Origin of the sequence: Pseudomonas sp. R3.Fl (assembly GCF_023516765.1) — a bacterium.
Taxonomy (GTDB): Bacteria; Pseudomonadota; Gammaproteobacteria; order Pseudomonadales; family Pseudomonadaceae; genus Pseudomonas; species Pseudomonas citronellolis.
On sequence record NZ_JAMGSO010000001.1, the window covers coordinates 6,194,483 to 6,219,893 of the forward strand.

The 25,411-nt window shown below is 66.4% G+C and carries 23 protein-coding genes; 19 read left to right on the forward strand and 4 right to left on the reverse strand.

Features of this window, described 5'->3' with window-relative positions; translation table 11 throughout:
* Positions 1 to 396: 396 nt before the first annotated feature.
* Both M8R19_RS27460 and M8R19_RS27465 read right to left on the reverse strand, forming a co-directional pair.
* The gene (locus tag M8R19_RS27460) at positions 397 to 1,491 is read right to left on the reverse strand and encodes a polyamine ABC transporter substrate-binding protein (RefSeq protein WP_249919486.1); all 1,095 of its coding nucleotides are present in this window, start codon (positions 1,489 to 1,491) and stop codon (positions 397 to 399) included.
* Positions 1,492 to 1,580: 89 nt separating this feature from the next.
* Positions 1,581 to 2,396: a carbon-nitrogen hydrolase family protein gene (locus tag M8R19_RS27465; RefSeq protein WP_249919487.1), complete on the reverse strand. Its 816-nt coding sequence runs from the start codon at positions 2,394 to 2,396 to the stop codon at positions 1,581 to 1,583.
* 129 nt (positions 2,397 to 2,525) lie between these two features.
* Between M8R19_RS27465 and M8R19_RS27470 the strand changes: the two genes are divergently transcribed.
* Positions 2,526 to 3,317 carry a helix-turn-helix domain-containing protein gene (locus M8R19_RS27470; protein ID WP_249919488.1) on the forward strand — a complete coding sequence of 264 codons (792 nt, stop codon included), beginning with the start codon at positions 2,526 to 2,528 and terminating at the stop codon, positions 3,315 to 3,317.
* A 6-nt stretch (positions 3,318 to 3,323) separates the two neighbouring features.
* Here the strand turns inward: M8R19_RS27470 and M8R19_RS27475 are convergent, their stop codons facing one another.
* Entirely contained in the window at positions 3,324 to 4,112 is a 789-nt protein-coding gene (locus M8R19_RS27475; RefSeq protein ID WP_249919489.1) for an IclR family transcriptional regulator, read from the reverse strand.
* Between the two features lie 120 nt (positions 4,113 to 4,232).
* The gene (locus M8R19_RS27480) at positions 4,233 to 5,888 is read right to left on the reverse strand and encodes an electron transfer flavoprotein-ubiquinone oxidoreductase (RefSeq protein ID WP_249919490.1); all 1,656 of its coding nucleotides are present in this window, start codon (positions 5,886 to 5,888) and stop codon (positions 4,233 to 4,235) included.
* Between the two features lie 386 nt (positions 5,889 to 6,274).
* Between M8R19_RS27480 and M8R19_RS27485 the strand changes: the two genes are divergently transcribed.
* The 18 genes from M8R19_RS27485 (at position 6,275) to M8R19_RS27570 (ending at position 25,350) form a co-directional block, all read left to right on the forward strand.
* Positions 6,275 to 7,135, forward strand: coding sequence for a MaoC family dehydratase (locus M8R19_RS27485; protein WP_249919491.1), 861 nt, complete (start codon positions 6,275 to 6,277; stop codon positions 7,133 to 7,135).
* A gap of 286 nt (positions 7,136 to 7,421) precedes the next feature.
* On the forward strand, positions 7,422 to 8,531 hold the full coding sequence (locus M8R19_RS27490; protein ID WP_210147059.1) for an ABC transporter substrate-binding protein: 1,110 nt from the start codon (positions 7,422 to 7,424) through the stop codon (positions 8,529 to 8,531).
* 29 nt (positions 8,532 to 8,560) lie between these two features.
* On the forward strand, positions 8,561 to 9,436 hold the full coding sequence (locus M8R19_RS27495; protein WP_074985829.1) for a branched-chain amino acid ABC transporter permease: 876 nt from the start codon (positions 8,561 to 8,563) through the stop codon (positions 9,434 to 9,436).
* Positions 9,429 to 10,379, forward strand: a complete 951-nt coding sequence (locus tag M8R19_RS27500; protein ID WP_249919492.1) for a branched-chain amino acid ABC transporter permease — start codon at positions 9,429 to 9,431, stop codon at positions 10,377 to 10,379. The genes M8R19_RS27495 and M8R19_RS27500 overlap by 8 nt, the downstream gene beginning before the upstream one ends.
* Entirely contained in the window at positions 10,376 to 11,119 is a 744-nt protein-coding gene (locus tag M8R19_RS27505; protein WP_218161396.1) for an ABC transporter ATP-binding protein, read from the forward strand. The genes M8R19_RS27500 and M8R19_RS27505 overlap by 4 nt, the downstream gene beginning before the upstream one ends.
* Entirely contained in the window at positions 11,116 to 11,841 is a 726-nt protein-coding gene (locus M8R19_RS27510) for an ABC transporter ATP-binding protein (RefSeq protein WP_074985833.1), read from the forward strand. The genes M8R19_RS27505 and M8R19_RS27510 overlap by 4 nt, the downstream gene beginning before the upstream one ends.
* A 52-nt stretch (positions 11,842 to 11,893) precedes the next feature.
* A complete protein-coding gene (locus M8R19_RS27515) occupies positions 11,894 to 13,834 on the forward strand; it encodes an AMP-binding protein (protein WP_249919493.1) in 1,941 nt (646 codons plus the stop codon).
* A 19-nt stretch (positions 13,835 to 13,853) separates the two neighbouring features.
* A complete protein-coding gene (locus M8R19_RS27520) occupies positions 13,854 to 14,633 on the forward strand; it encodes an SDR family oxidoreductase (RefSeq protein ID WP_249919494.1) in 780 nt (259 codons plus the stop codon).
* Between the two features lie 20 nt (positions 14,634 to 14,653).
* Positions 14,654 to 15,472, forward strand: a complete 819-nt coding sequence (locus M8R19_RS27525) for an enoyl-CoA hydratase/isomerase family protein (RefSeq protein ID WP_074985841.1) — start codon at positions 14,654 to 14,656, stop codon at positions 15,470 to 15,472.
* A 9-nt stretch (positions 15,473 to 15,481) separates the two neighbouring features.
* The gene (locus tag M8R19_RS27530; protein ID WP_249919495.1) at positions 15,482 to 16,354 is read left to right on the forward strand and encodes an IclR family transcriptional regulator; all 873 of its coding nucleotides are present in this window, start codon (positions 15,482 to 15,484) and stop codon (positions 16,352 to 16,354) included.
* A complete protein-coding gene (locus M8R19_RS27535) occupies positions 16,344 to 17,129 on the forward strand; it encodes an IclR family transcriptional regulator (RefSeq protein WP_249919496.1) in 786 nt (261 codons plus the stop codon). Before M8R19_RS27530 ends, M8R19_RS27535 begins: the two co-directional genes overlap by 11 nt.
* Positions 17,130 to 17,170: 41 nt before the next feature.
* On the forward strand, positions 17,171 to 18,355 hold the full coding sequence (locus M8R19_RS27540; protein ID WP_249919497.1) for a CaiB/BaiF CoA transferase family protein: 1,185 nt from the start codon (positions 17,171 to 17,173) through the stop codon (positions 18,353 to 18,355).
* A gap of 183 nt (positions 18,356 to 18,538) precedes the next feature.
* Positions 18,539 to 19,789 carry an OprD family porin gene (locus M8R19_RS27545; RefSeq protein WP_074985851.1) on the forward strand — a complete coding sequence of 417 codons (1,251 nt, stop codon included), beginning with the start codon at positions 18,539 to 18,541 and terminating at the stop codon, positions 19,787 to 19,789.
* Between the two features lie 274 nt (positions 19,790 to 20,063).
* On the forward strand, positions 20,064 to 21,161 hold the full coding sequence (locus M8R19_RS27550) for an ABC transporter substrate-binding protein (RefSeq protein ID WP_249919498.1): 1,098 nt from the start codon (positions 20,064 to 20,066) through the stop codon (positions 21,159 to 21,161).
* Positions 21,162 to 21,269: 108 nt separating this feature from the next.
* A complete protein-coding gene (locus tag M8R19_RS27555; RefSeq protein WP_249919499.1) occupies positions 21,270 to 22,925 on the forward strand; it encodes a flavin-containing monooxygenase in 1,656 nt (551 codons plus the stop codon).
* Between the two features lie 57 nt (positions 22,926 to 22,982).
* The gene (locus M8R19_RS27560) at positions 22,983 to 23,555 is read left to right on the forward strand and encodes a nuclear transport factor 2 family protein (RefSeq protein WP_249919500.1); all 573 of its coding nucleotides are present in this window, start codon (positions 22,983 to 22,985) and stop codon (positions 23,553 to 23,555) included.
* Positions 23,556 to 23,613: 58 nt separating this feature from the next.
* Positions 23,614 to 24,366, forward strand: coding sequence for an SDR family NAD(P)-dependent oxidoreductase (locus tag M8R19_RS27565; protein WP_249919501.1), 753 nt, complete (start codon positions 23,614 to 23,616; stop codon positions 24,364 to 24,366).
* Positions 24,367 to 24,447: 81 nt separating this feature from the next.
* Complete coding sequence (locus M8R19_RS27570) at positions 24,448 to 25,350, forward strand: NAD(P)-dependent oxidoreductase (protein ID WP_249919502.1); 903 nt, start codon at positions 24,448 to 24,450, stop codon at positions 25,348 to 25,350.
* Positions 25,351 to 25,411: the final 61 nt, after the last annotated feature.

Here is a 25,411-nt window from a genome sequence, read left to right on the forward strand (position 1 = left end):
AGTGATGGACGCTAATTTAGCCTGTATGTCCCGTATTTACTAGGATGTAGGCGATCCGTCAGTGTCCACTAGCGTCCATGTAAATCCATGAAATAAGCGCATGGGGTGCAAGGGGTAGATTGTTTAGGGCGCTCTGTCTCGATCAAATGTTGCTAAGCACATACGCTGCTTGAGCTGTTTTATTTCTGGCTCCAAATTGCGCACGAAACCATCGAGAGAACTCGCTCATATCCAAGTCTGAAACAGCATCCGGCCAGACCTACTGGCTTGAAGGCCCTTGTCAGATAGCGGCCTTCGCTGAGGTCAGGCGACGTCACTATGGAATGGCAGCCACTGCTCAACAAAACCAGCCGACCCCCACCCAGCAGAAGTCGGTCCCCCAACAGCCCAAACCCATCATGTCCCAGTCTTCACCCTCGTCCAGACCCGCGTACGCACCCGCTCAAGCCTCAAGGGCAATGTCTCTAGCGGATACAACGTATCCATGACCTCCTTCGTGGGATACAACGCCGGGTTTTCGCGCAGTTGGGCGTCTATCAGTTTGGTGGCGTCCTTGTTGCCGTTGGGGTAGCCGACGTAGTTGGAGTTCTTCGCGGTAATTTCCGGGCGCAGGATGTAGTCGATGAAGGCGTAGCCTTGTTGTGGGTGTGGCGCGTCCTTGAGCAGCACCAGGTTTTCCATCCATACCGGGGCGCCTTCGCGGGGGATGCTGTAGGTGATCTTCATGCCGTTGTGGGCCCGTTCGGCGGTCTGTTTGGCGCTGTATACCGAGCCGCCCCAGCCGACTACGGCGCAGATGTCGCCGTTGGCCAGGTCGGAGGGGAATTTCGATGAGTCGAAGTAGCGGATGTAGGGGCGGATGCTGCGCAGCAGGGCTTCGGCGCGTTCGTAGTCGGCCGGGTTCTTGCTGTTGGGCGGCAGGCCCAGGTAGTGCAGGGCGATGGGGATGATTTCCACCGGCGCGTCGAGCATGGCGACGCCGCATTCGCTGAGCTTGCTGATGTTTTCCTTCTTGAAGATCAGGTCCCACGAGTCCACCGGCGCGTCGGGCCCCAGCCGTTGGGCGACCTTGTCGGCGTTGTAGCCGATGCCGGTGGTGCCCCACATGTAGGGCACCGCGTAGCGGTTGCCCGGGTCGTTCACCTGCAGCTTGTGCAGCACTTCGGCGTCCAGGTGCGGCCAGTTGCCCAGCTGCGAGCGGTCCAGTTCCTGCAGCACGCCGGCCTTGGCGAAGTTGGGGACGAGGTCGTCCGGGATGATGACCACGTCGTAGCCGCTGCGGCCGGCCATCAGTTTGCTTTCCATCACCTCGGCATCGTCGAAGACGTCCTGGACCAGCTTGATGCCGGTGGCGGCCTGCAGTTCCTTGGCCGTGTCCGGCGCTAGGAAGTCGGACCAGTTGTACAGGTGCACGGTCGGCGGCTCGGCGTGGGCGGTGCCCAGCGCGAGCAACGAGGCCAGGCCGAACGGGAAGAGACGCGGGAATTTCATCTGGGGCTCCTGGCTGGCCTGTTCCCCGGGAGGTGGCCAGCGGTCTGTTGTTATTGGCAGGTAGCGAAGGGCGCTTGCAAGGCGTGGGCTCAGGGGATCAGCAGTTCATGGCGGCCGTCGGCGTGCTCGATGCGTTCGCCGGGCAGCTGGAAGCGCTTTTCCGCCTGGTAGTCGTAGAGTTCGCGGGCGGCGGCGATCTGGCTGAAGTCCAGTTCGACGAAGTGCCGGCATTCGCGGTTGCCGGCCTCGAACTGGATGCGGCCGAAGGGGTCGACCACCGCGCTGCAGCCGGCGAAGATGATGTCGTCCTCGCCTTCGCCCACGCGGTTCACCACGACGGCGAACACCTGGTTCTCCTGGGCGCGGGCGGTGATGGAGGTGCGGTGGACGTGGCCATAGGGCTCCATGTTGCCGTCGCTGACCAGGATCAGTTCGGCGCCGAGTTCCGCCAGGGCGCGGGCGCTCTCGGGGAACTCGCTGTCGTAGCAGATCAGCAGGCCGATGCGCACGCCGCGCCACTCAAGGGTGGCGTAGCGGTCTCCGGGCAGCACCAGGCCCGGTTCGGAGACCCACAGGTGGGTCTTGCGGTAGCTCAGCGCCAGGCCTTCGGGGGCCACGAATACGCTGGTGTTGTAGAAGCGGCCGCCGTCGTTCTCGATCAGGCCGACGACCACCGCCACGCCGCGCTCGCGGGCGGCTCGCTGCACGGCCAGCAGGCTCGGGCCATCCAGCGGTTCGGCATTGGCGGCGATGTTCTGCCCGTTGAGGAAGCCGGTGATCTGCGCCTCGGGGAAGACGACGATGTCGGTGTCCGGCGCGCAGCCGGCGATGGCCTGCAGGATGCGGTGGAGGTTGTAGGAGGTGTCGCCGTCGCGGGCGGCTTGTTGCACGAGCTCGAGTTTCATTGTTCGGACCTTGTCGATGAGCTGGGGCCGCGCCGGGAAAGTCGGTGACTTTTCGGCGGGGCCAGTGCAAGTATGCGAAGCGCAAGCGAATTTCCTATTCCGCCGTTTAGTTAACCCTGGGGGTACTGCATGGCTCTGACGCTCCTGGACGTGGCCTGGCACCGGGCCTTCGGGCAACTGGCCGAGCGCCTCGACCGGCCCGATTTCTGGCGCGCCCTGGCCGACGTACTGGGCGACCACATGGCGCTGGGCAGCTGGGTGGCGCTGATGTTCAGCGACGACCGCCCGCGCATATTCGCCGAGAGCCCCTACCAGGGCGGCGGCCCCGACCCGCTGTTCCACGATTACGTGGAGGGCCTGTACCTGCTCGACCCCTTCTACATCGCCAACCGCGAGCGGCCGGCAAGCGGCCTGTTCCGTCTCGCCGAGGTGGCCCCGGAGTGCTTCCGCGAGACCGAGTACTACCGGCTGTACTTCACGCACAACGTGGTGGAGGACGAGGTGCAGTACAACGTCTGCCTGGATGGGGAGCGCAGCCTGTGCCTGTCCCTGGGCAGCCGCTCGCGCTTCGAGCCGCAGCAGATCGCACTGCTCGAACTGATCCGCCCCTGGGTGTGCGCGCTGATGCGCCAGCGCCTGTTCTTCGAGGGCGGCGTCAACGAGCCGTCCCCCCGGCCCGGCGTGCGCTGGCAGGGCAACCTCGAGCAGATCATGGCGCGCCTGGGCACGCCCCTGACCGGCCGGGAGCTGGACGTCATCCGCCTGGTGCTCAGCGGCTGTTCCAACAAGGAGGTGGCGGCCAAGCTCGACATCTCCGCCGAGACGGTGAAGGTCCACCGCCGGCACGTCTACGCCAAGCTCAAGGTCAAGTCGCAGCCGGAACTCTTCAAGGTCTTCCAGAACGCCCAGGCCGGCAACTGACGCCGCTCAGGGGAACAACGCCCGTTCGATGAAACGGGTGGTATCCCGCAGGCTCGCGCCGATGCGCTCGAGGCCATCCTGCTCGTGCTGGGCGCTGATGCCGATGGCGGAGATCACGAAGCGCGGCTGCCCCTCGCGGTCGACGATGGCGCTGGAGACGGTGCTGACGCCGCGGTAGAGCTGGCCCTGGTCGATGCCCCAGCCCCTTTCCGCGGCCTGCGCCACTTCCGCGCGGAACTGTTCGAAGCCGGGCGGGCTTTCCCAGCGGATTTTCGTCAGCCGGCGGCGCAGTTCGGCATCGGGCAGGTTGCGCGCGGCGGCGATGCAGCGCCCCGCGGCGCCGGCCAGTTCCGGGAGGCGCGCGCCCAGGGCTACGTTGATGTGCGCGGTGGGCGGGATCGAGTGGGCGATGACGCGGATGTGGGCATCGCCGGTCAGTTGCCAGAGGGTGATGAGGATGTTGTGGTTCAGGCTCAGCCCGTCCAGCTCCGGCTGGATCAGGTCGGCGTAGCTGCGGCCGATGAAGCCCACGGCCAGCTCCGACAGGCCCAGGCCCAGTTGGTAGGTCTTGTCCTGGCCGTTGAAGCAGACCAGTTGCTCGTGGCTCAGCGTGCGCAGGATGTTGAACGAGGTGCTGGGGCTGATGCCGGTGGCGCGGGCGATGCTGGTCACGCCTTCGGGCGCCTCGGCGGCGGCCAGGTGGCGGAGGATGTGGATGGCGTTGACCACCGCGCCGACGTCCTTGGCGCCGGCGCGGCGGGGGTGGCTTTCGCCTGTGGGCTTTTCGCGGGTCATGCTGGGCACCGGGGCAGGGGAGTGGTTCGGGCCGGGCCGGCCACGGGGAGCGACCGTGGTTGGCTGGCGTCACATGTTGGGCGGAATTACATGTATGTCTGATTTACATGTTTGTCTGCCTTACATGTTGGGATAGTTCGGCCCGCCGGTGCCTTCCGGGGCGATCCAGGTGATGTTCTGCGCCGGATCCTTGATGTCGCAGGTCTTGCAGTGCACGCAGTTCTGCGCGTTGATCTGGAAGCGCTTGCTGCCGTCGTTGTTGCTCACCACTTCGTACACGCCGGCCGGGCAGTAGCGCTGCGCGGGCTCGTCGTAGAGCGGCAGGTTCTTGGCGATCGGCACGCTCGGGTCGGTCAGCTTGAGGTGGATCGGCTGGTCTTCCTCGTGGTTGGTGTTGGAGAGGAACACCGAGGAGAGCTTGTCGAAGCTGAGCTTGCCGTCCGGTTTCGGGTAGTCGATCTTCGGCGCTTCGCTGGCCTTCTTCAGGGTTGCGTAGTCCGGGGTGGTGTCGTGCAGGGTGACCGGGATCTTGCCGCCGAAGAAGTTCTGGTCGATGAAGTTGAAGGCACCACCACCGATGGCGCCGAACTTGTGGATGGCCGCGCCGAAGTTGCGGCTGCGGAACAGCTCGTCATACAGCCAGCTGGCCTTGAAGGCGTCCACGTAGTTGCTCAGCTCGTCGCCGCCTTCACGGCCGGCGGCCAGGGCTTCGGCGATGGCCTCGGCGGCCAGCATGCCGGACTTCATGGCGGTGTGGCTGCCCTTGATCTTGGCGAAGTTCAGGGTGCCCAGGTCGCAGCCGATCAGCGCGCCGCCGGGGAAGACCATCTTCGGCAGCGAGTTCAGGCCGCCCTTGCAGATGGCGCGGGCGCCGTAGGCCACGCGCTTGCCGCCTTCGAGGTACTGCTTGATCACCGGGTGGTGCTTGTAGCGCTGGAACTCGTCGAAGGGCGACAGGTGCGGGTTGCTGTAGGACAGGTCGATGATCAGGCCGACCACCACCTGGTTGTTCTCCAGGTGATAGAGGAAGGAGCCGCCCGGGTTGTCGTCGTTCAGCGGCCAGCCGGCGGTGTGCACCACCAGGCCCTGGTCGTGCTTGGCCGGGTCGATGTCCCAGATTTCCTTGATGCCGATGCCGTAGTGCTGGGCGTCGGCTTCGCTGTCGAGCTTGTACTTCCTGATCAACTGTTTGCCGATGTGGCCACGGCAGCCTTCGGCGAACAGGGTGTACTTGGCGCGCAGCTCCATACCCGGGGTGTAGTACCCTTCTTTCGGATTGCCCTCACGGTCGACGCCCAGGTCGCCGGTGACGATGCCACGGACCACGCCGTTCTCGTCGATCAGCGCTTCCTGGGCGGCGAAGCCCGGGTAGATCTCGACGCCCAGGCCCTCGGCCTGCTGGGCCAGCCAGCGGCACAGGTTGCCCAGGGAGATGATGTAGTTGCCCTCGTTGTGCATGGTCTTGGGCACGAAGAAGTTCGGCACCTTGGTGGCGGCCTGGTCGTTCTTCAGGACGTAGATGTCGTCGCGCTTGACCGGAGTGTTCAGCGGGGCTTCGAGTTCCTTCCAGTTGGGGAACAGCTCGTTCAGCGCGCGGGGCTCGAACACGGCGCCGGAGAGGATGTGGGCGCCTACTTCGGAACCCTTCTCGACCACGCAGACGCTGATTTCCTGACCCGCGTCGGCGGCCTTCTGCTTCAGTCGGCATGCGGCGGACAGACCGGCGGGGCCGGCGCCGACGATGACGACGTCGAATTCCATGTATTCGCGTTCCACTTCCTGCTCTCTCCTGTTTCAGTGGCGTGGGTGGCGCCGGTATCGAGGCAGCCCCGCAATGGGGCGCATGATTCAATGAATGAAATGAAATTTCAATTTATGAAATTCGGGTTTTCATGGATATCTCCCCGAATCGCCGCTGACAAGTACCGCTTCAAAGGTTTTAAAGGGTTTCCCGCCGCGTGGAATGAACCGCTCTGGAATCGATGAACAAACGATTCACCGGATAATCCGGGTCGGCCGCAGATTCTGATATCCGGAACAACCCGCACTTCGCGGTTGTGCGTTCCATTGAATGGGATAAGTATGAATTGAAACCTAATTTCATTAATTGAAATGAAATGGATCAACGCCCGAGCCGGCGATAGAACAAGAGGAAAAGCGGTATGCCCATCGATGCCGAGAAGTTGCTCAGTTATTCGATACCCAGTGTCCGTCAGTCGCTGACGCGCCGGGAAACCGCTTTCTACGCATTGTCCGTCGGGCTCGGGCAGGACCCGCGGGACGAGCGGCAACTGCGTTACGTGGACTATTCCCGCGATCTGCTGGCGCTGCCGTCGATGGCGCTGGTCCTGGCCCACCCGGGCTTCTGGCTGGCCGACCCGCGTTCGGGCGTCGACCCCACCCAGGTGGTCCACGGCGAGCAGGAACTGACGCTGCACGCCCCGCTGCCGGTCGAGGGAGCGCTACTCAGCGAAACCTCGATCGTGGGCCTGGTCGACAAGGGCGAGGGCCAGGGCGCGCTGCTGTATACCCGCAAGCGCCTGACCGATGTCGGCAACGGCCGGCTGGTGGCTTCCACGCTCAATACCACCTTCATTCGCGGCGGTGGCGGATTCGGCGGTTCGACCACGCCCATCGGCACCAGCAGGCCGCGCCCCGAAGGCTCGCCGGATTTCGTCGTGGACCTGCCGACCCGCCCGGAGCAGGCCCTCTATTACCGGATGAACGGCGACGACAACCCGTTGCATGCCGACCCGGCGGTCGCCGCCCGGGCCGGCTTCCCGGGCCCCATCCTGCATGGCCTGTGCACCTTCGGCGTGGTCTGCCACGCGTTGCTCAAGAGCCTTGCCGACTACCAGGCGCAGCAGTTGAAGACGATGGCGCTGCGCTTCTCCGCGCCGGTGTATCCCGGGGAGACCATCCGCTGCGAAATCTGGCGCGACGGCAGCTTCCAGGCGCGGGTCGTCGAGCGTGATGTGCTCGTGGTCGGCAATGGCCGGGTGGAGTTGGCGGGTTCGTCCTGAAATTCCGCGTCGCGGAATTGTTCCGGTTTCTGGAATTTCAAGTTGGCAGGCGCTCTGGCAAGGGGCTTCAGGTTTTTCGGCGCGCGGCAGCGCGAGGAGCAATAGCAGTCGTTATTCCGAAGTACGGAACGTGCGGGGCGGTCGCGTTGACGCTCCAGTAGTGCGGGAATTAAATGAAATCATAAGAACAAGAGGTTTGATCATGTCCGCAATTAAACGGTTTTATCTGCTGTTCGGTCTTTCCTTCGGCGCCCTCGCTCCGCTGTGTGGCAGTGCGGCGGAAGTCATGAAACTCGGTTTGTCGGTGCCGCTGTCCGGTGCCGGTGCGAACTGGGGTATCGGCGCCAAGTGGCTTTGTGAACAGGCCGCGGGCGACGTGGCGGCGCAGGGCGGCGTCAAGGTTGCGGGCCAGACCTATAACTTCGAATGCGTGGCCTACGACAATAAATACAACGCCGCCGACGGTGCGAAAGTTGCCCAGACGCTGCTCAGCAAAGACAGTGTCAAGTTCGTCGCGGGCAGCCTGGGCACCGCGCCGGTACGGGCGCTGCAATCCCTCTCCGAACGCCGTGGCGCGCTGATCTTCACCACGGCCTGGGGCACCAGCATCAAGGGGCCCAAGTTCCCGCTGACCTTCACCCAGATGAATACGCCCAACGAGATCGTCTATCCGCTGGTCAAGTTCGTCAAAGAGCGCAACCCGTCGATCAAGACGGTGGTGCTGATGAACCCCAACGACGCCACCGGCCAGGAAACCGAAGCCATCGCGCGCAAGGCCTGGGAAGCGGCCGGGGTGAAGGTGCTGGCCAGCGACTGGTACGAACGCGGGACCACCGAGTTCCAGCCGGTGGCCTCGAAGATGGCGTCGCTCAAGCCCGATGCCGTCGACCTCTGCTCCAGCACGCCGGCCGATAGCGGCCAGCTGTTCAAGGAACTCAGCGGCCTGGGCTGGAACGGCGTCAAGGTGATCGAGGTGGGCACCGGCGCGGGCGGCCTGCTGGCGACCGGCGGGGAGGCGGCCAGCGGTACCTACATGGGCGCCGCGGTCGCCCTGGATTCGCCCGGCACCACCGACCTGCAGCGCCGCCTGAACGACGGCGTGAAAGCCCAGACCGGCGAATCGATCAACGCCATCCAGATCGGCTTCTACGACTCGGTCAAGGCCCTGGCCGCGGCGATGGAGAAAGCCCAGAGCGTCGAGCCGAAGGCCGTCGCCGAGGCGCTTCCGGAGATCACCTTCGACTCCTTCTACGGCAAGTCCGCGTTCGGCGGAAAGGCAACCTACGGCACGCCCCAGCAAATCCTGGTCCCGGTGATCGTCACTCAGCTGCAACAGGACAAGCTGGTCGAAGTGGGCCGCGTGCAACCCGAAGAGCTGACCCAGCGCATCCAGTGATCGCTGCCGTCGAGGTGGTTGGAGGAGTCATGGAAACTATATTCCAGTTGTTTTTGACGACGGTGCAGATCGGCTCGGTCTATGTGCTGTTCGCCCTGGGCCTGACCATTATCTTCGGCGTGCTGAAGATCGTGAACTTCGCCCATGGCCAGTTCTTCACGATGTCCGCGCTGGTCGTCGCGGTGGTCATTCCCTGGCTCACCGCCCAGGGGCTTTCCCTGTTCGCCGCCTACGGGCTGGGCCTGCTGGCCGGCATCGCCCTGGCCACCGGCTTCGGCGTGCTGGCCTACCAGGTCGGCTTCCGCTGGTTCCAGCGGGACCTGGTCGGCTCCTTCATTCTTTCGGCAGGCCTGGTGCTGCTGTTCGAAGGGGCCTACCTGGAGATCTTCGGCGGCGCCGTGCGCTCCGTCCCGCCGCTGGTGGAAGGCACCGTCAGCATTCTGGGCGCCGGCATCAGCGCCCAGCGCCTGCTGATCTGCATCATCGCCGTGCTGCTGACCGCGGGCCTGACCTGGGCGCTGGCGAAGACGCGCTTCGGCAATGCCCTGCGCGCCGTGTCCATCGACCACGAGGCGGCCATGCTGCAGGGCATCCCCTACAAGTCGATCGCCTTCAGCGGCTTCGTCTTCGCCACCCTGATCGGCGCCGTGGCCGGCGCGCTGATCGCCCCGGTGTCGTCGGTGTCGCCGACCTTCGGCGACAGCTTCCTGATCAAGGGTTTCATCGCGGTGGTGATCGGCGGCCTGGGCAGCGTGCCCGGCGCCATCATCGGCAGCCTGCTGATCGCCGCGATAGAAGCCTTCGGCGGTTTCTACTTCGACCCCTCCAGCGCCAGCCTCGCGATTTTCGTCCTGGTGATGCTGATGCTGCTTGTTCGTCCGAACGGAGTGCTGGGCCGTGGCTAAGCAAAAATTCCTTGTCTGCTGTGTTTTCTGTGTCGCCATCGCCGTGGCCAGCCATTTCGCCGGCGACGGCTACAGCGCCAAGCTGATGGTCTGGATCGCCATCGCCGCGCTGGTCGCCTCCAGCCTGCGTTTCGTCATGCTGATCGGCGAGCTGAACTTCGCCACCGCGGCCTTCTATGGCATCGGCGCCTATACCGCCGGGGTCATGACCACCATGCTGGAGTGGCCGTTCGTCGTCGCCCTGCTGGCCGGCGGGGTGGTGGCCGCGCTGATCAGCCTGGTGTTCGGCTTCATCACCCTGCGCACCAAGGGCCCTTACTTCCTGCTGATCGGCTTCGCCTTCGCCGAAGTCATGCGGATCATCTACACCAAGTCGGAATGGCTGGGCGGGAACTCCGGGCTGGTCGGCATCTTCATGCCCGAGGGCCTGGACGCCTACACCACGCCTTTGGTGATCCTGCTGAGCGGGGGACTGGTCGCCGCGCTCTACCTGATCGAGACCTCCAACGTCGGCAAGATCTTCACCGCCATCAAGGACAACGAAGGCGTGGCCCGCTCGGTGGGCATCCGCGTGCACCTGAGCAAGGTGGCCTGCTTCGTCATCGCCTCCTTCGCGGTGGGCGTCGCCGGCTCGCTGCATGCCTTCACCAACAACGTGATCAGCCCCGGGGACTTCGGCTTCCTGCTCTCGACCTTCGCCCTGGCCTACCTGAAGGTCGGCGGCGAGCAGCACCCGCTCGGCCCGATCCTCGGCGCGGCGCTGCTCATATCGCTCAATGCCCTGGCGCTGGACAGCGGCCTCAACGAGCACATCTTCTACGGCGCCTCCATCGTCATCGCGATGCTGCTGCTGCCCAAGGGCGTGGCCGGCCTCGTCAGCCGCGCCCTGTCGTGCCGCCCGCGGGCGTCCCGCGCCAGCGTCGTCGCCCGGAGGGCCCAATGATGAACGCCGCCACCCAGTCCATTCTCGCCACCCGCGACATCAGCCGCTCGTTCGGCGGCGTCAAGGCCGTGGCCGACCTCAGCTTCGACATCCGCCGCAACGAGGTGCTGGGGCTCATCGGCCCCAACGGCGCCGGCAAGAGCACCACCTTCAACCTGATCAGCGGCTTCTACAAGCCCTCGAGCGGGCGGTTGGAGGTGGACGGCAACGACGTCACCGGCGTCTCGCCCGAATCGATCAGCCGCATGGGCATCACCCGCACCTTCCAGCACGGCAGCATCCTGCCGAGCATGAGCGTGCTGGACAACATCCTCATCGGCGCCATCGGCGCGCTGCCGCTGCTGGCCAGCAAGGCCCAGCGCGCCCGGGCGCTCGACACCGCCGAAATCCTCGGGCTGACGGGGTGCCTGGCGTCCACCGCCGGCACCTTGCCGCACGGCATCCAGCGCCTGGTGAGCATCGCCATCGCCTTCGCCACCCGCCCGCGGCTGCTGTGCCTGGACGAGCCTCTGACCGGCCTGAACCAGACGGAAGTGGAGTCCACCCTCGAAGTCTTCCGGCGCATCCGCCGCGAGTTCGGCAGCTCCATCCTGCTGGTGGAGCACAACATGAAGGCGGTGATGCAGATCTGCGATCGCATCGTCGTGCTGCACCATGGCCAGATGCTCGCCACCGGCACGCCCGGGGAGATCAGGCAGAACCCCCGCGTGATCTCCGCCTACCTGGGAGGTGTGCAATGAACAGCGCCGTCGAGTATTCGCTGCAGGTCGAGCACCTGGTCGCCAGCTACGGCAAGGTGCCCGCGCTGCGCGGGGTGAGCATGGGCGTGGCGCGCGGCCAGGTGGTGACGCTGATCGGCGCCAACGGCGCGGGCAAGTCGACGCTGATGAAGTGCATCAGCGGCCTGCTCAAGAGCGACGCGGGCGAGGTCCGGCTCAATGGCGAAGCGGTCGCCAACCGCCAGCCCGACGAACTGCTGCGCCGCGGCCTGAGCCTGGTGCCCGAGGGCCGCCGCCTGTTCGGCAGCATGACGGTGTTGGAGAACCTGATGCTCGGCGCCTATTGCCGCAAGGACCGCTCGCAGGTCGAGGCGGACCTGGAGCAGTGCCTGGAATTCATTCCCGACCTGCGCCCGCGCCTGCCCAGCCAGGCCGGCTCGCTCAGCGGCGGGCAGCAGCAGATGGTCGCGGTCGCCCGGGCGCTGATGAGCAAGCCCAGGCTGCTGTTGCTGGACGAGCCGACCATCGGTCTTGCGCCCGCCGTCGTCGAGCAGATCGCCCAGGTGATCGGCCGGATCCGCGATACCGGCGTCGACGTGCTGCTGGTCGAGCAGAACGCGGAAACCGCCCTGCGCATCGCCGACTATGCCTATGTGATGGAGGGCGGCGAAATCGTTTCCCAGGGCGTGGCGGCGGAACTGGCGCAGAACGAAGACGTGCAAAGGGCATACATGGGTATGTGAGGGGCCCTGGCCGCCCCTCTGGCTTCTGATCTGGTTGGACATGGGAAGTAAGATGAAAAGCAACTCGCTCACTGAATGGCAACCCAGCGCCGATGACCTCGCCACCGCCAACGTGGTGGAACTCATGCGCCTGCTGGGAACGGATGACTATGACGAGTTCTACGCTCGTTCCATCCAGGACCCCGACCGCTACTGGCGCATGGTGATGCAGTATTGCGGCATCGCCTGGGAGCAGCCGTTCGACGCCTACCTCGACGACTCCCGGGGGCCGGAATTCCCCAACTGGTTCCCCGGCGGCCGGCTCAACTGGGTGCAGAGCATCCTCGGCAAGGCGGACGATGCGAGCCTGGCGGCGCAGGCCGCGGTGATCGCCGAGAGCGAGACCGGCCCGGCGCGGCGCGCCACCTACGCGGAGCTGTCGGCGATGGTCAGGGCCTTCGCCGCGGGGCTCGAGGCCAGCGGCCTGAAGCGTGGCGACCGCATCGGCCTGCTGATGTCCAACGGCCTGGAAGCGACCGTTTCGCTGCTGGCCATCGCCTATGTCGGCGCGGTCGCCGTGCCGCTGTTCAGCGGCTTCGGCGTGGACGCCATCCGCTCGCGGCTGTCCGCCTGCTCGGCCAAGGCGCTGATCGCCAGCGCGGGCTTCCATCGCCGCGGCAAGTGGGTCGACATCCTCGGCCTGATAAAGACCGCCCGCGAAGAACTGCCGGCCATCGAAACGCTGATCGTCCACACGCCCGAAGGGGCGCCGGGGCAGGGCGGCGATGGCCTTTCCTGGGCCGCGGTGGCGCAGGCCGGGGTCGGCCGCGAGCGCCCGGCGGCCAGCATGGCGGCGAACGATCCGTTCATGATCGTCTACACCTCCGGCACCACCGGCAAGCCCAAGGGCACCGTGCACGTGCATGGCGGCTTCGCCCTGAAGATCGCCCACGATTCTGCGGTGCATTTCAACGTGAAGCCGGGCGACGTGTTCTGCTGGCCTGCCGACATGGGCTGGATCGCCGGCGCCTTGGTCCTGTGCAGCGCGCTGATGCGCGGCGCCACCCTGGTCTGCTACGACGGCGCGCCGGACTTCCCGGACTGGTCGCGGATGGGCGGGCTGATCGAACGCCACCGGGTGACCCACTTCGGTTCGGCGCCGACGCTGATCCGTGGCCTGGCCGCCCACGAGGCGCTTTCCTGCCAGGCCGATTTCTCTTCGCTGAAGCTGCTGATCACCGCCGGCGAGGGGATCGACCCGGAGCACTTCTGCTGGTTCCAGCAGCATTTCGGCGCCGGCCGCTGCCCGGTCATCAACTACACCGGCGGCACCGAGGTGTCCGGCGCGCTGCTGTCCAGCGTGATCATCCGGCCGATCAGCCCCGCGGGGTTCAACACCGCTTCCCCCGGCGTCGCGGTCTGCGTGGTGGACAACGACGGCCGCGACGTGAGCGGCGAACCCGGCGAGCTGGCCATCCGCCGTCCGTTCGTGGGCATGACCCAGTCCTTCTGGCAGGACGACGAGCGTTACCTGGAGTCCTACTGGCGGACCATCCCCGGCCTCTGGGTCCACGGCGACCTGGCGCTGCGCGAGAACGGCAGCTACTTCATGCTGGGCCGCTCGGACGACACCATCAAGCTGGCGGGCAAGCGCGTGGGGCCGGCGGAGATCGAAGAGGTGCTGCTGGAAATCCCGCAGATCAGCGAAGCGGCCGCGGTGGGCGTCAAGGACCCGACCAAGGGCCAGAAGCTGGTGGTGTTCCTGGTGGCCCCCGGCGTCGAGGACGGCGACGCCGACCTGCTCAAGCGCATCGCGGCGCACGTCGAGGCGCGCATGGGCAAGCCTTTCGTGCCGGCCCGCGCCCACTTCGTGACGCAGCTGCCCAAGACCCGCAGCTCCAAGGTCATGCGCCGGGTCATCCGCAACCTCTGCAACGACCTGCCGCTGGGCGACATGTCGTCGCTGGACAACCCCGCTGCGCTGGATGTGATCCGGCAGGCGCTGCAGCGCTGAATTCCCATAGGCACACGACATGAATCTCGAACTCAAAGGCAAGACAGTGATGATCACCGGGGCCTCGCAGGGCATCGGTGAAGGCCTGGCGGTGGCGTTCGCCCGCGAGGGCAGCGACCTGAAGCTGGTCGCCCGCGATGAAGGCCGCCTGGCCGCGTTGGCCGGCTCCGTGCGGGAACGCTTCGGCGTGAAAGTCGAGGTGCTGCCGCTGGACATGTCGCTGCCCGGCGCCATCGCCGAGGTGGCGCGTTTCGGCCAGGACATCGACGTGCTGGTGAACAACGCCGGCAGCATCCCGGCGGGGAACCTCTGGGACGTGGACGAGGGACGCTGGCGGCAGGGCTGGGAGCTGAAAGTGTTCGGCTACATCAACCTGACCCGCCTGGTCTACGCCGCGATGCGCGAGCGCCGCGGCGGGGTGATCCTCAACAACATCGGCAGCGGCGGCGAAATGTTCGACTTCGACTACATCGCCGGCACCACCGGCAACGCGGCGCTGATGGCCTTCACCCGGGCGCTGGGCGGGCGCAGCCTGGACGACGGGATCCGTGTCGTCGGGGTGAACCCGGGGCCGGTGGACACCCCGCGCATCCGTCGTCTGCTGGAAGCCGGGACCAGCGAAGGTGCGGACGAGGCGGAGGCCTTCAAGCGCTACCCGCTCGGCCGCCCCGCGACGGTGGACGAAGTGGCCGACCTGTTCGTCTTCCTCGCCTCGGCCCGCTCCTCCTACACCAGCGGCGCGGTGGTGACCCTCGACGGCGGCTTGGTTTCCAACCGCTCCATCAGCGGCGGACGCTGAGCACAACGGAGATTACAGCGATGTCCGAAACAGTTTCCTATGCAGCCGACTACCAGCGCCTGACCTTCGACCGTCCGGCGCCGCGGGTGCTGCGCATCACCATCAACCGTCCCGAGCGGCTCAATGCCCTGGACGCCATCGGCCACGCCGAGATCGCCAGGGTCTGGCGCGACGTGGAGGCCGACGACTCGGTCAATGCCGTGATCATCCGCGGCGACGGCAAGGCGTTCTCCGCCGGCGGCGACTTCGAGGTCGTCGAGCAGATGATCGACGACTTCGAGTACCGCTGCCGCATGTGGAAGGAGTCCAAGGACCTCGTCTACAACATCATCAACTGCAACAAGCCGATCGTCTCGGCGATCCACGGCCCCGCCGTGGGCGCGGGCCTGGTCGCCGCGCTGCTGGCCGACATCTCGATTGCCGCCAGGAGCGCCAAGCTGGTGGATGGCCACACCCGGCTGGGGGTCGCCGCGGGCGACCACGCGGCCATCATCTGGCCCCTGCTGTGCGGCATGGCCAAGGCCAAGTACCACCTGCTGCTGTGCGAGCCGCTGAGCGGCGAGCAGGCCGAGCGCCTGGGCCTGGTGTCGCTGTGCGTGGAGGACGACGAGCTGCAGGACAAGGCCCTCGACGTGGCCACGCGCCTGGCCAGCGGCGCGCAATCGGCGATCCGCTGGACGAAGTACTCGCTGAACAACTGGCTGCGCCAGGCCGGCCCCATCTTTGACGCCTCGCTCGCCCTGGAAATGCTGGGCTTCGGCGGCGCCGAAGTGAAGGAGGGCGTGGCCTCCCATCGGCAGAAGCGCGCGCCGAAGTTCCCGGACGATACCCAGGTGTAGGAGGGGAGCATGACCCGGGCCGAAAGTACCTCAGCCGAGCTGCAGCGGAGCCAGACCCTGGAATTTCCGGAGCTTCCCGCCGCCCGCTCGGGGCTGGTCATGCCCTTGCTGCGCGCGCTGGAGGTGCTGTCCGCCTTCAGCGCCCACGACCAATGGCTGGGCAACAAGGACATCGCCGACCGGACGGGGCTTCCGGCCTCCACGGTCAACCGCTTCCTGCGCAGCCTGGTCGCCCTGGGCTACGTCGGCTACTGCAAGGAGCGCCGGCAATACCGCCTGGCCGCCCCGGTCCTTTCGCTGGGCTACTCCGCCACCTTCCACTCCGACGTGCAGCGCCTGGTGCGCCAGGACCTGATCCGCTTCGCCTGCACGCACAACGTGACCGTGCTGCTGGCCATGCGCGATCGCCTGGACCTGGTGGCGCTGGAAAGCTGCACGGGCACCGGCAGCTTCCGCCGCTCGGGCCTGAACGTCGGCACGCGCATCGCCATCTCGTCCTCGCAGATGGGCCACACGCTCCTGGCCTCGCTGCCGGCCCTGGAGCGCGCCTACCTGCTGGAGAACATCGCCAGGCGCATGCCCGCGCAGTGGGAGGGGCTGGAGCCGCACCTGACCGAGTCGATCAATCAGTTCCGGACCATGGGCTTCTGCTATTCGCTGAGCAAGCTCGACCGCGACCTGGGCGTGGTCTCGGTGCCGATGAACGTCGCCGGCAAGGGCCTGTTCGTGCTGGCCTGCATCGGTTCGCTGGCGCACATGAGCAAGGCCCGCGTCTCGCGCGAACTGGGGCCACAGCTGGCGGCGCTGGCGAGCCAGTTCAAGCACTCGCTGGACGCCTCCGCCGCCAGCCACTACAGGGAGGAGCCCGAGCATGGCAATTGACGAGCACGGCGATGCCCTGTTGACCGTCGAGCGCGGCCTGCAGGTCCTCCGGGCCTTCCGCGGCGAGCGCACGCCCCTGTCCAACGCCGAGATCGTGGCGCGCACCGGCCTGCCGAAATCGACGGTGTCGCGCCTGACCACGACGCTCATGTTCGCCGGCTTCCTGCGCCACGCGGTGGGCGGGCGCCAGTTCGAGCTGGGGGCCGGTTCGCTGGGGATCGGCCACGCCTACCTGGAGTCGAGCCCCCTGGTGCGCCTGGCGCAGCCCTTCATGCAGGAACTGGCCGACGAGCTGAACGTGTCGGTGGCGCTGGCCGTTCGCGACGACCTGGAAATGCTCTACGTGACCTACTGTTCGAGCCGGTCCATCGCCACGCTGCGCCTGGGCGTGGGCTCGATGCTGCCGATGGAGTCCACCGCCATCGGCCGCGCCTACCTGTGGGGGCTCGGCAAGGCGGAGCGCGCGCAGCTCTTCGGCGAGATGAAACGGCGTTTCGGCGAGCGCTACCCGCAGGTCCTGGCGGGCATCCAGGGCAGCTTCGAGGAACTGCAGAACAGCGGTACCTGCCTGGTCAAGGGCGGCTACCAGCGCGACACCTACGGCATCGGCGTGCCGGTGCGGATCGGCCGCGCCGCGACCGTGATGGGGCTGAACTGCGGCGCCGCCGTGGTGGGCGCGGACTTCGACAAGGTCCGCAGTGTCATCGGCGAGCGGCTCAAGGAAGCCGCCCCGGAACTGGAACGCATCCTCCGCGACCTCGAAGGGCCGTTCTAGTGAACAAGAATCCTCCGTTTGAACAAGTGAAAAGGCGAACCATGGCGAAGGTGCTAGAGAATATTCGGGTCCTGGATTTCGGGCGGTTCATCGCCGGGCCGTTCTGCGGCGCGCTGCTGGCGGACCTGGGGGCCGACGTCATCCGTATCGACCGGCTGGGCGGCAGCGAGGACCGCTTCGTCATGCCGGTCACCGGACAGGGCGATGGCGCGGTGTTCCTGCAATCCAACCGCAACAAGCGCTCCATCACCCTGGAGCTGGCCAGCGAGGAGGGGCGCAGGATCGTCCGGCGCCTGGTGGAATCGGCGGACATCGTCATCGCCAACATGCCCAGCGCGACGCTGGTCAACCTCGGGCTGGACTACGAGACGCTCAAGGCGATCAAGCCCGACATCATCCTGGTGGCGCCCTCGGCGTTCGGCGACAGCGAACTGCTGCGCGACAAGATCGGCTTCGATGGCGTCGGCCAGGCCATGAGCGGCGGCGTCTACCTGTCCGGCTTCCCCGGCCAGCCGATCAAGTCGATGGTGCCGGTGGTGGACTACGCCACGGCCATCTCCTGCGCGCTGGGCGCCGTCGCCGCCCTCTACGAGCGCAACAAGAGCGGCCAGGGGCAGAAGGTCGAGGCCTCGCTGCTGCAGACCGCGCTGAACTTCTCCAGCGGCTACCTCATCGAGGAACAACTGCTGAAGCTGGAGCGCCAGGCCACCGCCAACCGCAGCCAGAGCTACGGCCCCTCGGACATCTTCGAGACCCGCGACGGCTGGATCATCGTGCAGGTCATCGGCCCGGCCATGTTCAAGCGCTGGACGCGGATCGTCGGCTGCCCGGAGCTGCTGGACGACCCGCGCTTCGCCGACGACGAGCTCAGGGGGCGCAACGGCGAGGAGCTTTCCGAGCGCATGGCCCAGTGGTGCGCCCAGCGCACGCGGGAGCAGGCCCTGCAGGAGCTCGGCCAGGCGAAGATTCCGGCCGGGCCGGTCTATTCGCCGGCGCAGGTGAATGCCGACCAGGCGATTGCCGATAGCGGCGCCTACGTCTGGCTGGAACATCCGCACCTGGATTCGGGGGCTCCCTATATAGCCCCGCCGGTGAATCTTTCCCGAACGCCTCTGCAAATCCAGAAACATGCTCCATTGGTTGGGGAACATACCCTGGAAGTTCTGCAGGAATATGGTTTCGACCCTGCTCAGATAAAGGAGTGGCAACTTAAAAAGGTGATCTGACGACGACCTGCCCAGAGTATCCAATTCCAGTAATTTAGATCTATCACCATTTAAAACGCGCTGACGATAAGTTCTGGCGTCGGCTTTTCTCGACCCCAAAAACAATAAAATGAGGGTGGTGGTATGTGTAGTTCGAAACGCACGTTGTATATAACTGTCCCGCTTCTTGGCGTACTCGCCTCGATGCACGCCAGGGCGGATTTCATCGGTGACAGCAAACTCAACCTCGGGCTGAGGAACTTCTATTTCAACGGTGACTATCGCGACGGCAGCAACGCGCCGTCCAAGACCGAGGAATGGGCCCAGGGCTTCAAGCTGGACTACCAGTCGGGCTTCACCGAGGGCACCATCGGCCTGGGGGTGGACGCCCTGGGCCTGCTGGGGGTGACGCTCGACAGCGGCAAGGGGCGCCATCCGGGCAGCACCCTGATCCCCTCCGACGGCGAGGGCGCCGTGGACAACTGGAGCCGCTTCGGCATGACCCTGAAGATGCGCGCCTCCAGGACCGAGGCGCGGGTCGGCACCTTGCTGCCCAAGCTGCCGGTGGTCGACGCCAACGACGCCCGCCTGCTGCCGCAGACCTTCCAGGGCGGGATGGTGACCTCCAGCGAGATCGACGGCCTGACCCTGGTCGGCGGCAAGCTCGAGAGCACCACCGGCCGCGGCTCCAGCGACCGGACCGGGCTGTCGGTGCGGGGCGGCAAGGAGGAGAGCAACGAGTTCTACTTCGCCGGCGCGGACTACCAGCTGAGGAAGAACCTGCTGGTGCAGTACTACCAGGCCTCGCTGGAGGACTACTACCGCCAGCATTTCGTCGGCGCGGTGCACACCCTGAGCCTGGGCAACGACCAGTTCCTGAAGACCGACCTGCGCTACTTCAAGACCAACTCCCAGGGCGCCAACGCCTCGGGCAAGGCCGGCTACCAGGTCAGCGGCTACACCAGCGGCGGCGACGGCGAGATCGACAACGACACCTGGAGCGCGACCTTCATCTACTCGGTCCACGGCCACTCGTTCCTGCTGGGCTACCAGAAGGTTTCCGACGACAGCCCCTTCGTGCAGCTGAACTCCGGCAGCGTGCCCGACGCCGGCGCCGGCGGTGTCAACGTCTACCTGTACACCAACCGCCTCATCACCAACTTCACCGCCGCGGGCGAGGCCACCAGCTACGCGCAATACGGCTATGACTTCGCCGGTGTCGGCATCCCCGGCCTGACCGCCTCGGCGATGTACCTGCGGGGGCGCGACATCGAGGCCGTCGGCGGCGGCGACCAGGGCGAGTGGGAGCGCGACTTCAACGTCAACTACGTCATCCAGAGCGGGCCGCTGAAGGGCCTCGGCGTCACCTGGTGGAACGCCTCCATGCGCAGCGACATCCAGCGCAACGAGGACCAGAACCGCCTGATCTTCAACTACACCATCCCGTTGTTCTGAGCCCAGGGGCAGGCCGGGTTCAGGCCTTGGCGTCATCGATGCCTGAACTTGCCCGGGCCCGGTTCAACCGAAAGATTCCAAAGAACGGAACGTCCGGCCTGGTTGCGTTGACGCTGCGGCAGGCCGAACTTCTAATGAATTCAAATAACAACATCATGCGGTAACCGCCATGAAGAAGATCAATAAGAAAGTTGTTTCGCTTGCCTGCTCTTTATTCATAGGTATTTCATCGGTTTCCTCTCAGGCCAGTGCCGATGAAATTATAAAACTCGGCATGTCGCTGATTCTTTCGGGCTCTGCCGGTAATTGGGGCATAGGTTCGAAATGGCTGTGCGACGAAGCGGCCAAGGACGTCGCGGCCGCCGGTGGCGTGAAGGTTTCCGGGCACGTCTACAACTTCCAGTGCGTGGCCTACGACAACAAGTACAACGCCGCCGATGGGGCGAAGGTCGCCCAGACCTTGCTGAGCAAGGACAACGTCAAGTACGTGGTGGCCGCCCATGGCACCGCCACCGCCCGCGCCCTGCAGTCGCTTTCCGAGCGGCGCGGCGTGCTGATGTTCACCTCCGCCTGGGGCGAGAGCCTGAAGGGGCCGAAGTACCCGCTGACCTTCACGCTGAACAACGGCCCCCGCGAAATCGTCGCGCCGCTGGTCCGCTACGTCAAAAGCGCCAACCCGCAGATCAGGACGGTGGTTCTGCTCAACCCCAACGACGCCAGCGGCAAGGAAGTCGAGGCGGTCACCCGGCAAGCCTGGGAAGCCGCCGGGGTGAAGGTGATCGCCAGCGACTGGTTCGAGCGCGGCACCTCGGAGTTCCAGCCGGTCGCCGCCAAGCTGGCCGCGCTCAAGCCGGACGTCGTGGACCTCTGCGCCAGCCCCGCCGCGGACAGCGGCCGGGTGTTCAAGGAGCTGGCCGCGCTCGGCTGGAACGGCGTCAAGGTCAACCAGATCGGCACCAGCGCCGCCGGCCTGCTGGTCACCGGCCAGGGCGCGGTGGAGAACCTGTACATGGGCTTCGCCACGCCCCAGGGCGGCGCCATCGACAAGCACCGGGCCTACCTGAACGAGGGCGTCAGGGCGCTGACCAGCGAGGACGTCAACCCGATCCAGATCGCCTCCTACGACGGCGTGAAGGCGCTGGCCGCCGCCATGCAGAAGGCCCAGAGCATCGAGCCCGGCGCCGTCGCCGCGGCCCTGCCCAAGGTCACCTTCGACTCCTTCTACGGCCCTGCCGCCTTCGGTGGCGCCGCCACCTACGGAACGCCGCAGCAGATCCTGATTCCGGCCATCGTTGCCCAGCTCAAGGGCAACCAGTTGGTGGAGATCGAGCGGATCCAGCCGCAGGAGCTGTCGGCCAGGCTGGCCGACTGACGAGGAACGGGCGCTTCGCTCCCGCCGGCGCCCCGTGCCCGGCGGGGGCGGATGCCCAGCGCCAGCGCTGGCTGGCTATCGATTCACCGAGATGGGAAGAGCACTGCCATGACTGAGAAAACGGTTCGCATCGTCGATGCGGTGGTAATCGGGGCCGGCATGTCCGGCCTCTACATGACCAAGAAGCTGGTCGACATGGGCCTGGACGTCCAGGGCTTCGAAGCCGGCGACAACGTCGGCGGGACCTGGTACTGGAACCGCTACCCCGGCGCCAGGGTCGACCTGGAGAGCTTCGACTACTCCTTCTCGTTCTCCGAGGAGCTGCAGCAGGAGTGGAACTGGAGCGAGCGCTACGCGGCCCAGCCGGAGATTCTCAGCTACCTGAACCATGTCGCCGACCGTTTCGAACTGCGCCGCCATTTCCAGTTCCAGACCCGCGTGACGGCCGCGACCTACGAGGAAAAGCAGGCGCTCTGGGCCGTGCACACCGACCGCGGCGAAACCCTCAAGGCGCGCTACCTCATCAGCGGCGTCGGCGTGCTGTCCGAGCCGAAGGCCCCCGAGCTGGACGGGCTCTCCAGCTTCAAAGGCGCCACCTACCACACCGGGCGCTGGCCCCACGAGGGCGTGGACTTCACCGGCAAGCGCGTGGCGGTGTTCGGCACCGGCTCCTCGGGCATCCAGGTCATTCCCATCGTGGCCCGCCAGGCCGCGCACCTGAGCGTGTTCCAGCGCACCCCGGTGTATTGCGTGCCCACCGACAACTACAAGCTGACCGACGAACTCCGCGACAAGGTCAAGCAGAGCTACGCCGCGCGCCGCCAGAAGTCCCGCTACACCCGCTACGGCATCCCGGTGGACTTCCCCAGCACCAAGGCCTTCGACGTCAGCGCCGAGGAGCGCGAGAAGAAGTACGAGCAGGCCTGGGGCGAGATGGGCCACCTGCTGGCCTTCCGCATGACCTACGCCGACATCCTCGCCGACGAGGCGGCCAACAAGACGGTGGCGGACTTCTTCGCGCGCAAGATCCGCGGGATCGTCAAGGACCCGGCCATCGCCGAGAAGCTGATCCCCACCAGCTACCCCTTCGGCACCAAGCGCCCCTGCCTGGGCATCGCCTACTACGAGACCTTCAACCGCGACAACGTGTCCCTGGTGGACCTGCGGGAGACGCCGGTGGAGCGCGTGACCGAGACCGGCATCCTCACCCGCGACGGCGTGCACCACGAATTCGACGCCATGGTCTTCGCCACCGGCTACGACGCCCTCACCGGCGCGATCCTGCGCGTGGACCTGACCGGCCGCAACGGCCGCAAGCTGCAGGACAAGTGGCGGGACGGCCCGCGGGCGCTGCTGGGTATCAGCACCAGCGAGTTCCCCAACTTCTTCATGATCACCGGCCCCCTGAGCCCCGGCCCGCTGAACAACATGGCGGTGTCCATCGAGCAGCACGTGGAGTGGGTGACCGACTGCATCGCCTACATGCGCCGCAACGGCCTGGCTTCCATCGAGGCCGACCAGGCCGCCGAAGAGAACTGGTTCGAGCACGTGCAGGAGGTGGTGAGCAACACCCTCTACCTCAAGGCCAACTCCTGGTACCTGGGCGCCAACGTGCCCGGCAAGCCCCGGGTGTTCATCCCCTACCTGGGAGGCGCCGGCGGCTATCGGGAGAAGTGCGACGAGGTGGCGAACGACGGCTATCGCGGCTTCATCTTCCAGCGCCTCGAAACCCCCGCGGCCAAGGCCGGAACCGAGCTGGCGTGATGCGCCCTGCCGGCCGCGGCCAAGGCGGCCGGCATCCGTGACTACAAGGGAACAGCAATGACTGATGCGATCCAGCAACTGATCGACAAATCCATCATCCATGACGTGGTGATGCGCTACGCGCGCTCGGTCGACCGCCGCGACTGGGAGAGCGCCCGCGCGGCCTTCTTCGAGGACGCCACCGACCACCACGGCGACTTCTTCGGCAGCCGCGAGCAGTTCATCGACTGGGTGAGCGGCAACCATTCCGGCGTGCCCAAGTCCACGCACCTGCTGGGCAACTGCCTGATCGAGTTCGGCGACGAGAACCTGGCCGTGGTGGAGACCTATTTCTTCGCGGTGCTGGAGCTCAGCGCCAGCTCCGAAGGGCACCGCAAGATGTTCTTCGGCGACGACGCCGACGCCTCGGCCAGCGGCCGCGTCCGCATGGACGTGCTGGGCCGCTACGTCGACCGTTTCGAGAAGCGCGACGGCCAGTGGCGCATCGCCAAGCGGGTGACCGTGTTCGACTCCACCCATGCCCGGCCCAACATCGGCACGGTGGACGACCATCCCAGGTGGGCGCTGGGCAAGCGCGACGCCGGCGATCCGCTGTTCGCGATCCGCCGCGCCGCCGGCCTGGGCGATTGACCATGGGTTCGTTCGCCCCGTGGTGGCGGGGCGGGCATCAGCTTGAAGGAGAAAGACAATGGGTAGGTTGGCTGGCAAGGTGGCCTTCGTCACCGGCGCGGCGGGTGGCATCGGCTCGGAGATCTGCAGGCGTTTCGTGCAGGAGGGCGCCTGTGTGCTGGCGGCGGACATCTCGCGGGACGCGCTGGAGGGCGTCATCGCCTCCTGCGCCGATCGCGGGCGCATCGTGGCCGGCGTGGTGGATGTCACCCGCAGCGAAAGCGTGGTGGCCGGCATCGAGCTGGCGGTGAAGTCCTTCGGCAAGCTGGACATCCTGTGCAATGTCGCCGGCGGCTCCACGCCCCACGACAGCCGCGTCACCGAGGCCCCCGAGGAAGAGTTCTGGCGGGCGATCAGCCTGGACCTGTTCGGCACCTTCGTCTGCTGCAAGTACGGCATTCCCAGGCTGATCGAAGCAGGCGGCGGCTCGGTCATCAACTTCTCGTCGATGGTCGCGCTGATGTCGCTGCCCGAGCGCGATTGCTATACGGCGGCCAAGGGCGGCGTGTCGGCGATCACCCGTTCGATGGCGCACGAATATGCCGCCGACAAGGTGCGGGTGAACGCCATCGCCCCGGGCCTGACCCTCTCGGAGCGCACCCGCGGGCTGATCGACCAGCGCGAGGAACTGAAGAAACTCGCCGACCAGTGCCTGCTGGGCGTCTGCGAGCCCATCGACATGGCGGAGATGGCGGTGTTCCTCGGCGCCGACGAGTCCCGGCGCGTCACCGGGCAGATACTGCCGGTCGACAGCGGCGTGACGATCTACTGAATCAGCGGGGCAGGGCCGCGGCCCGTGCCCCTTTTCCACGCATCGCTCGCCCTCGGCGAGCCTGCAGGAGCGAGAAAACTTATGTCGAAACGAATCGATCTGGGGTGGATAGGCCTGGGCCAGATGGGCGCGCCCATGGCCGAGCGCCTGCTGGGTGAGGACGTCACCCTGCATGTCTTCGACCGCAACGCGCAGGTCCTGGACGCGTTCTCGCGCAAGGGCGCGGTCGTCCATGGCTCCCCGCGCGAGGTGGCCGACGCCGCGGAAATCGTCTTCGCCTGCCTGCCCAGCCCGGCCATCAGCAAGAGCGTCGCGCTGGACGAGGGCGGGGTGATCTTCGGCGAGCGGGTGCGGCTGTACGTCGAAACCTCGACCATCGGCCGCGACTGCATCCAGGCCATCGCCGCGGGCCTTGCGGCGAAGAACGTCGCCCTGGTGGACGGGCCCATCAGCGGCGGCGCCCCCGCGGCCCGCGAGGGCCGGCTGACGATGATGGTGTCCGGCCCGCCGCCCGCGGTGGACGAAGTGCTGCCCTGGCTGGGGCGGATCGGCCGGCAGGTGACCAACCTGGGCAGCCAGGCCGGCCAGGCGCAGATCATGAAGCTGGTGAACAACCTGGTGATGGCGGCGAACATGGTCGTCGCCGCCGAGGGCCTGGCCCTGGGCAGCAAGGCCGGCCTGGACGCGGCGACCATGCTCGAGGTGCTGGCCGCCAGCACCGGCAGCAGCCGCGCGCTGACCGAGATACTGGCGCAGGCGCTCAAGCCCGGCTCCTACAGCTTCGGCGCCCATCTCTCCATCGTCGCCAAGGACGTCGCGCTCGGCGTGCACGAGGCGTCGGCCCTGGAGGTACCGGTTCCGGGGCTGGAGGCGGTCCGCGCGATCTGGGCGGCCGCCGTCGCCGACGGGCACAGCGACGAAGACTTCACCAGCATCATCCGCTTCGTGGAGAAACAGGCGGGCACCGAAGTGCGCAGCGCCTGAGGGCCGGTGGAAGGAATTGTTCGCCTTCTTTCGACGGGGCCTTTCCGGCGGAGTTTTTTCG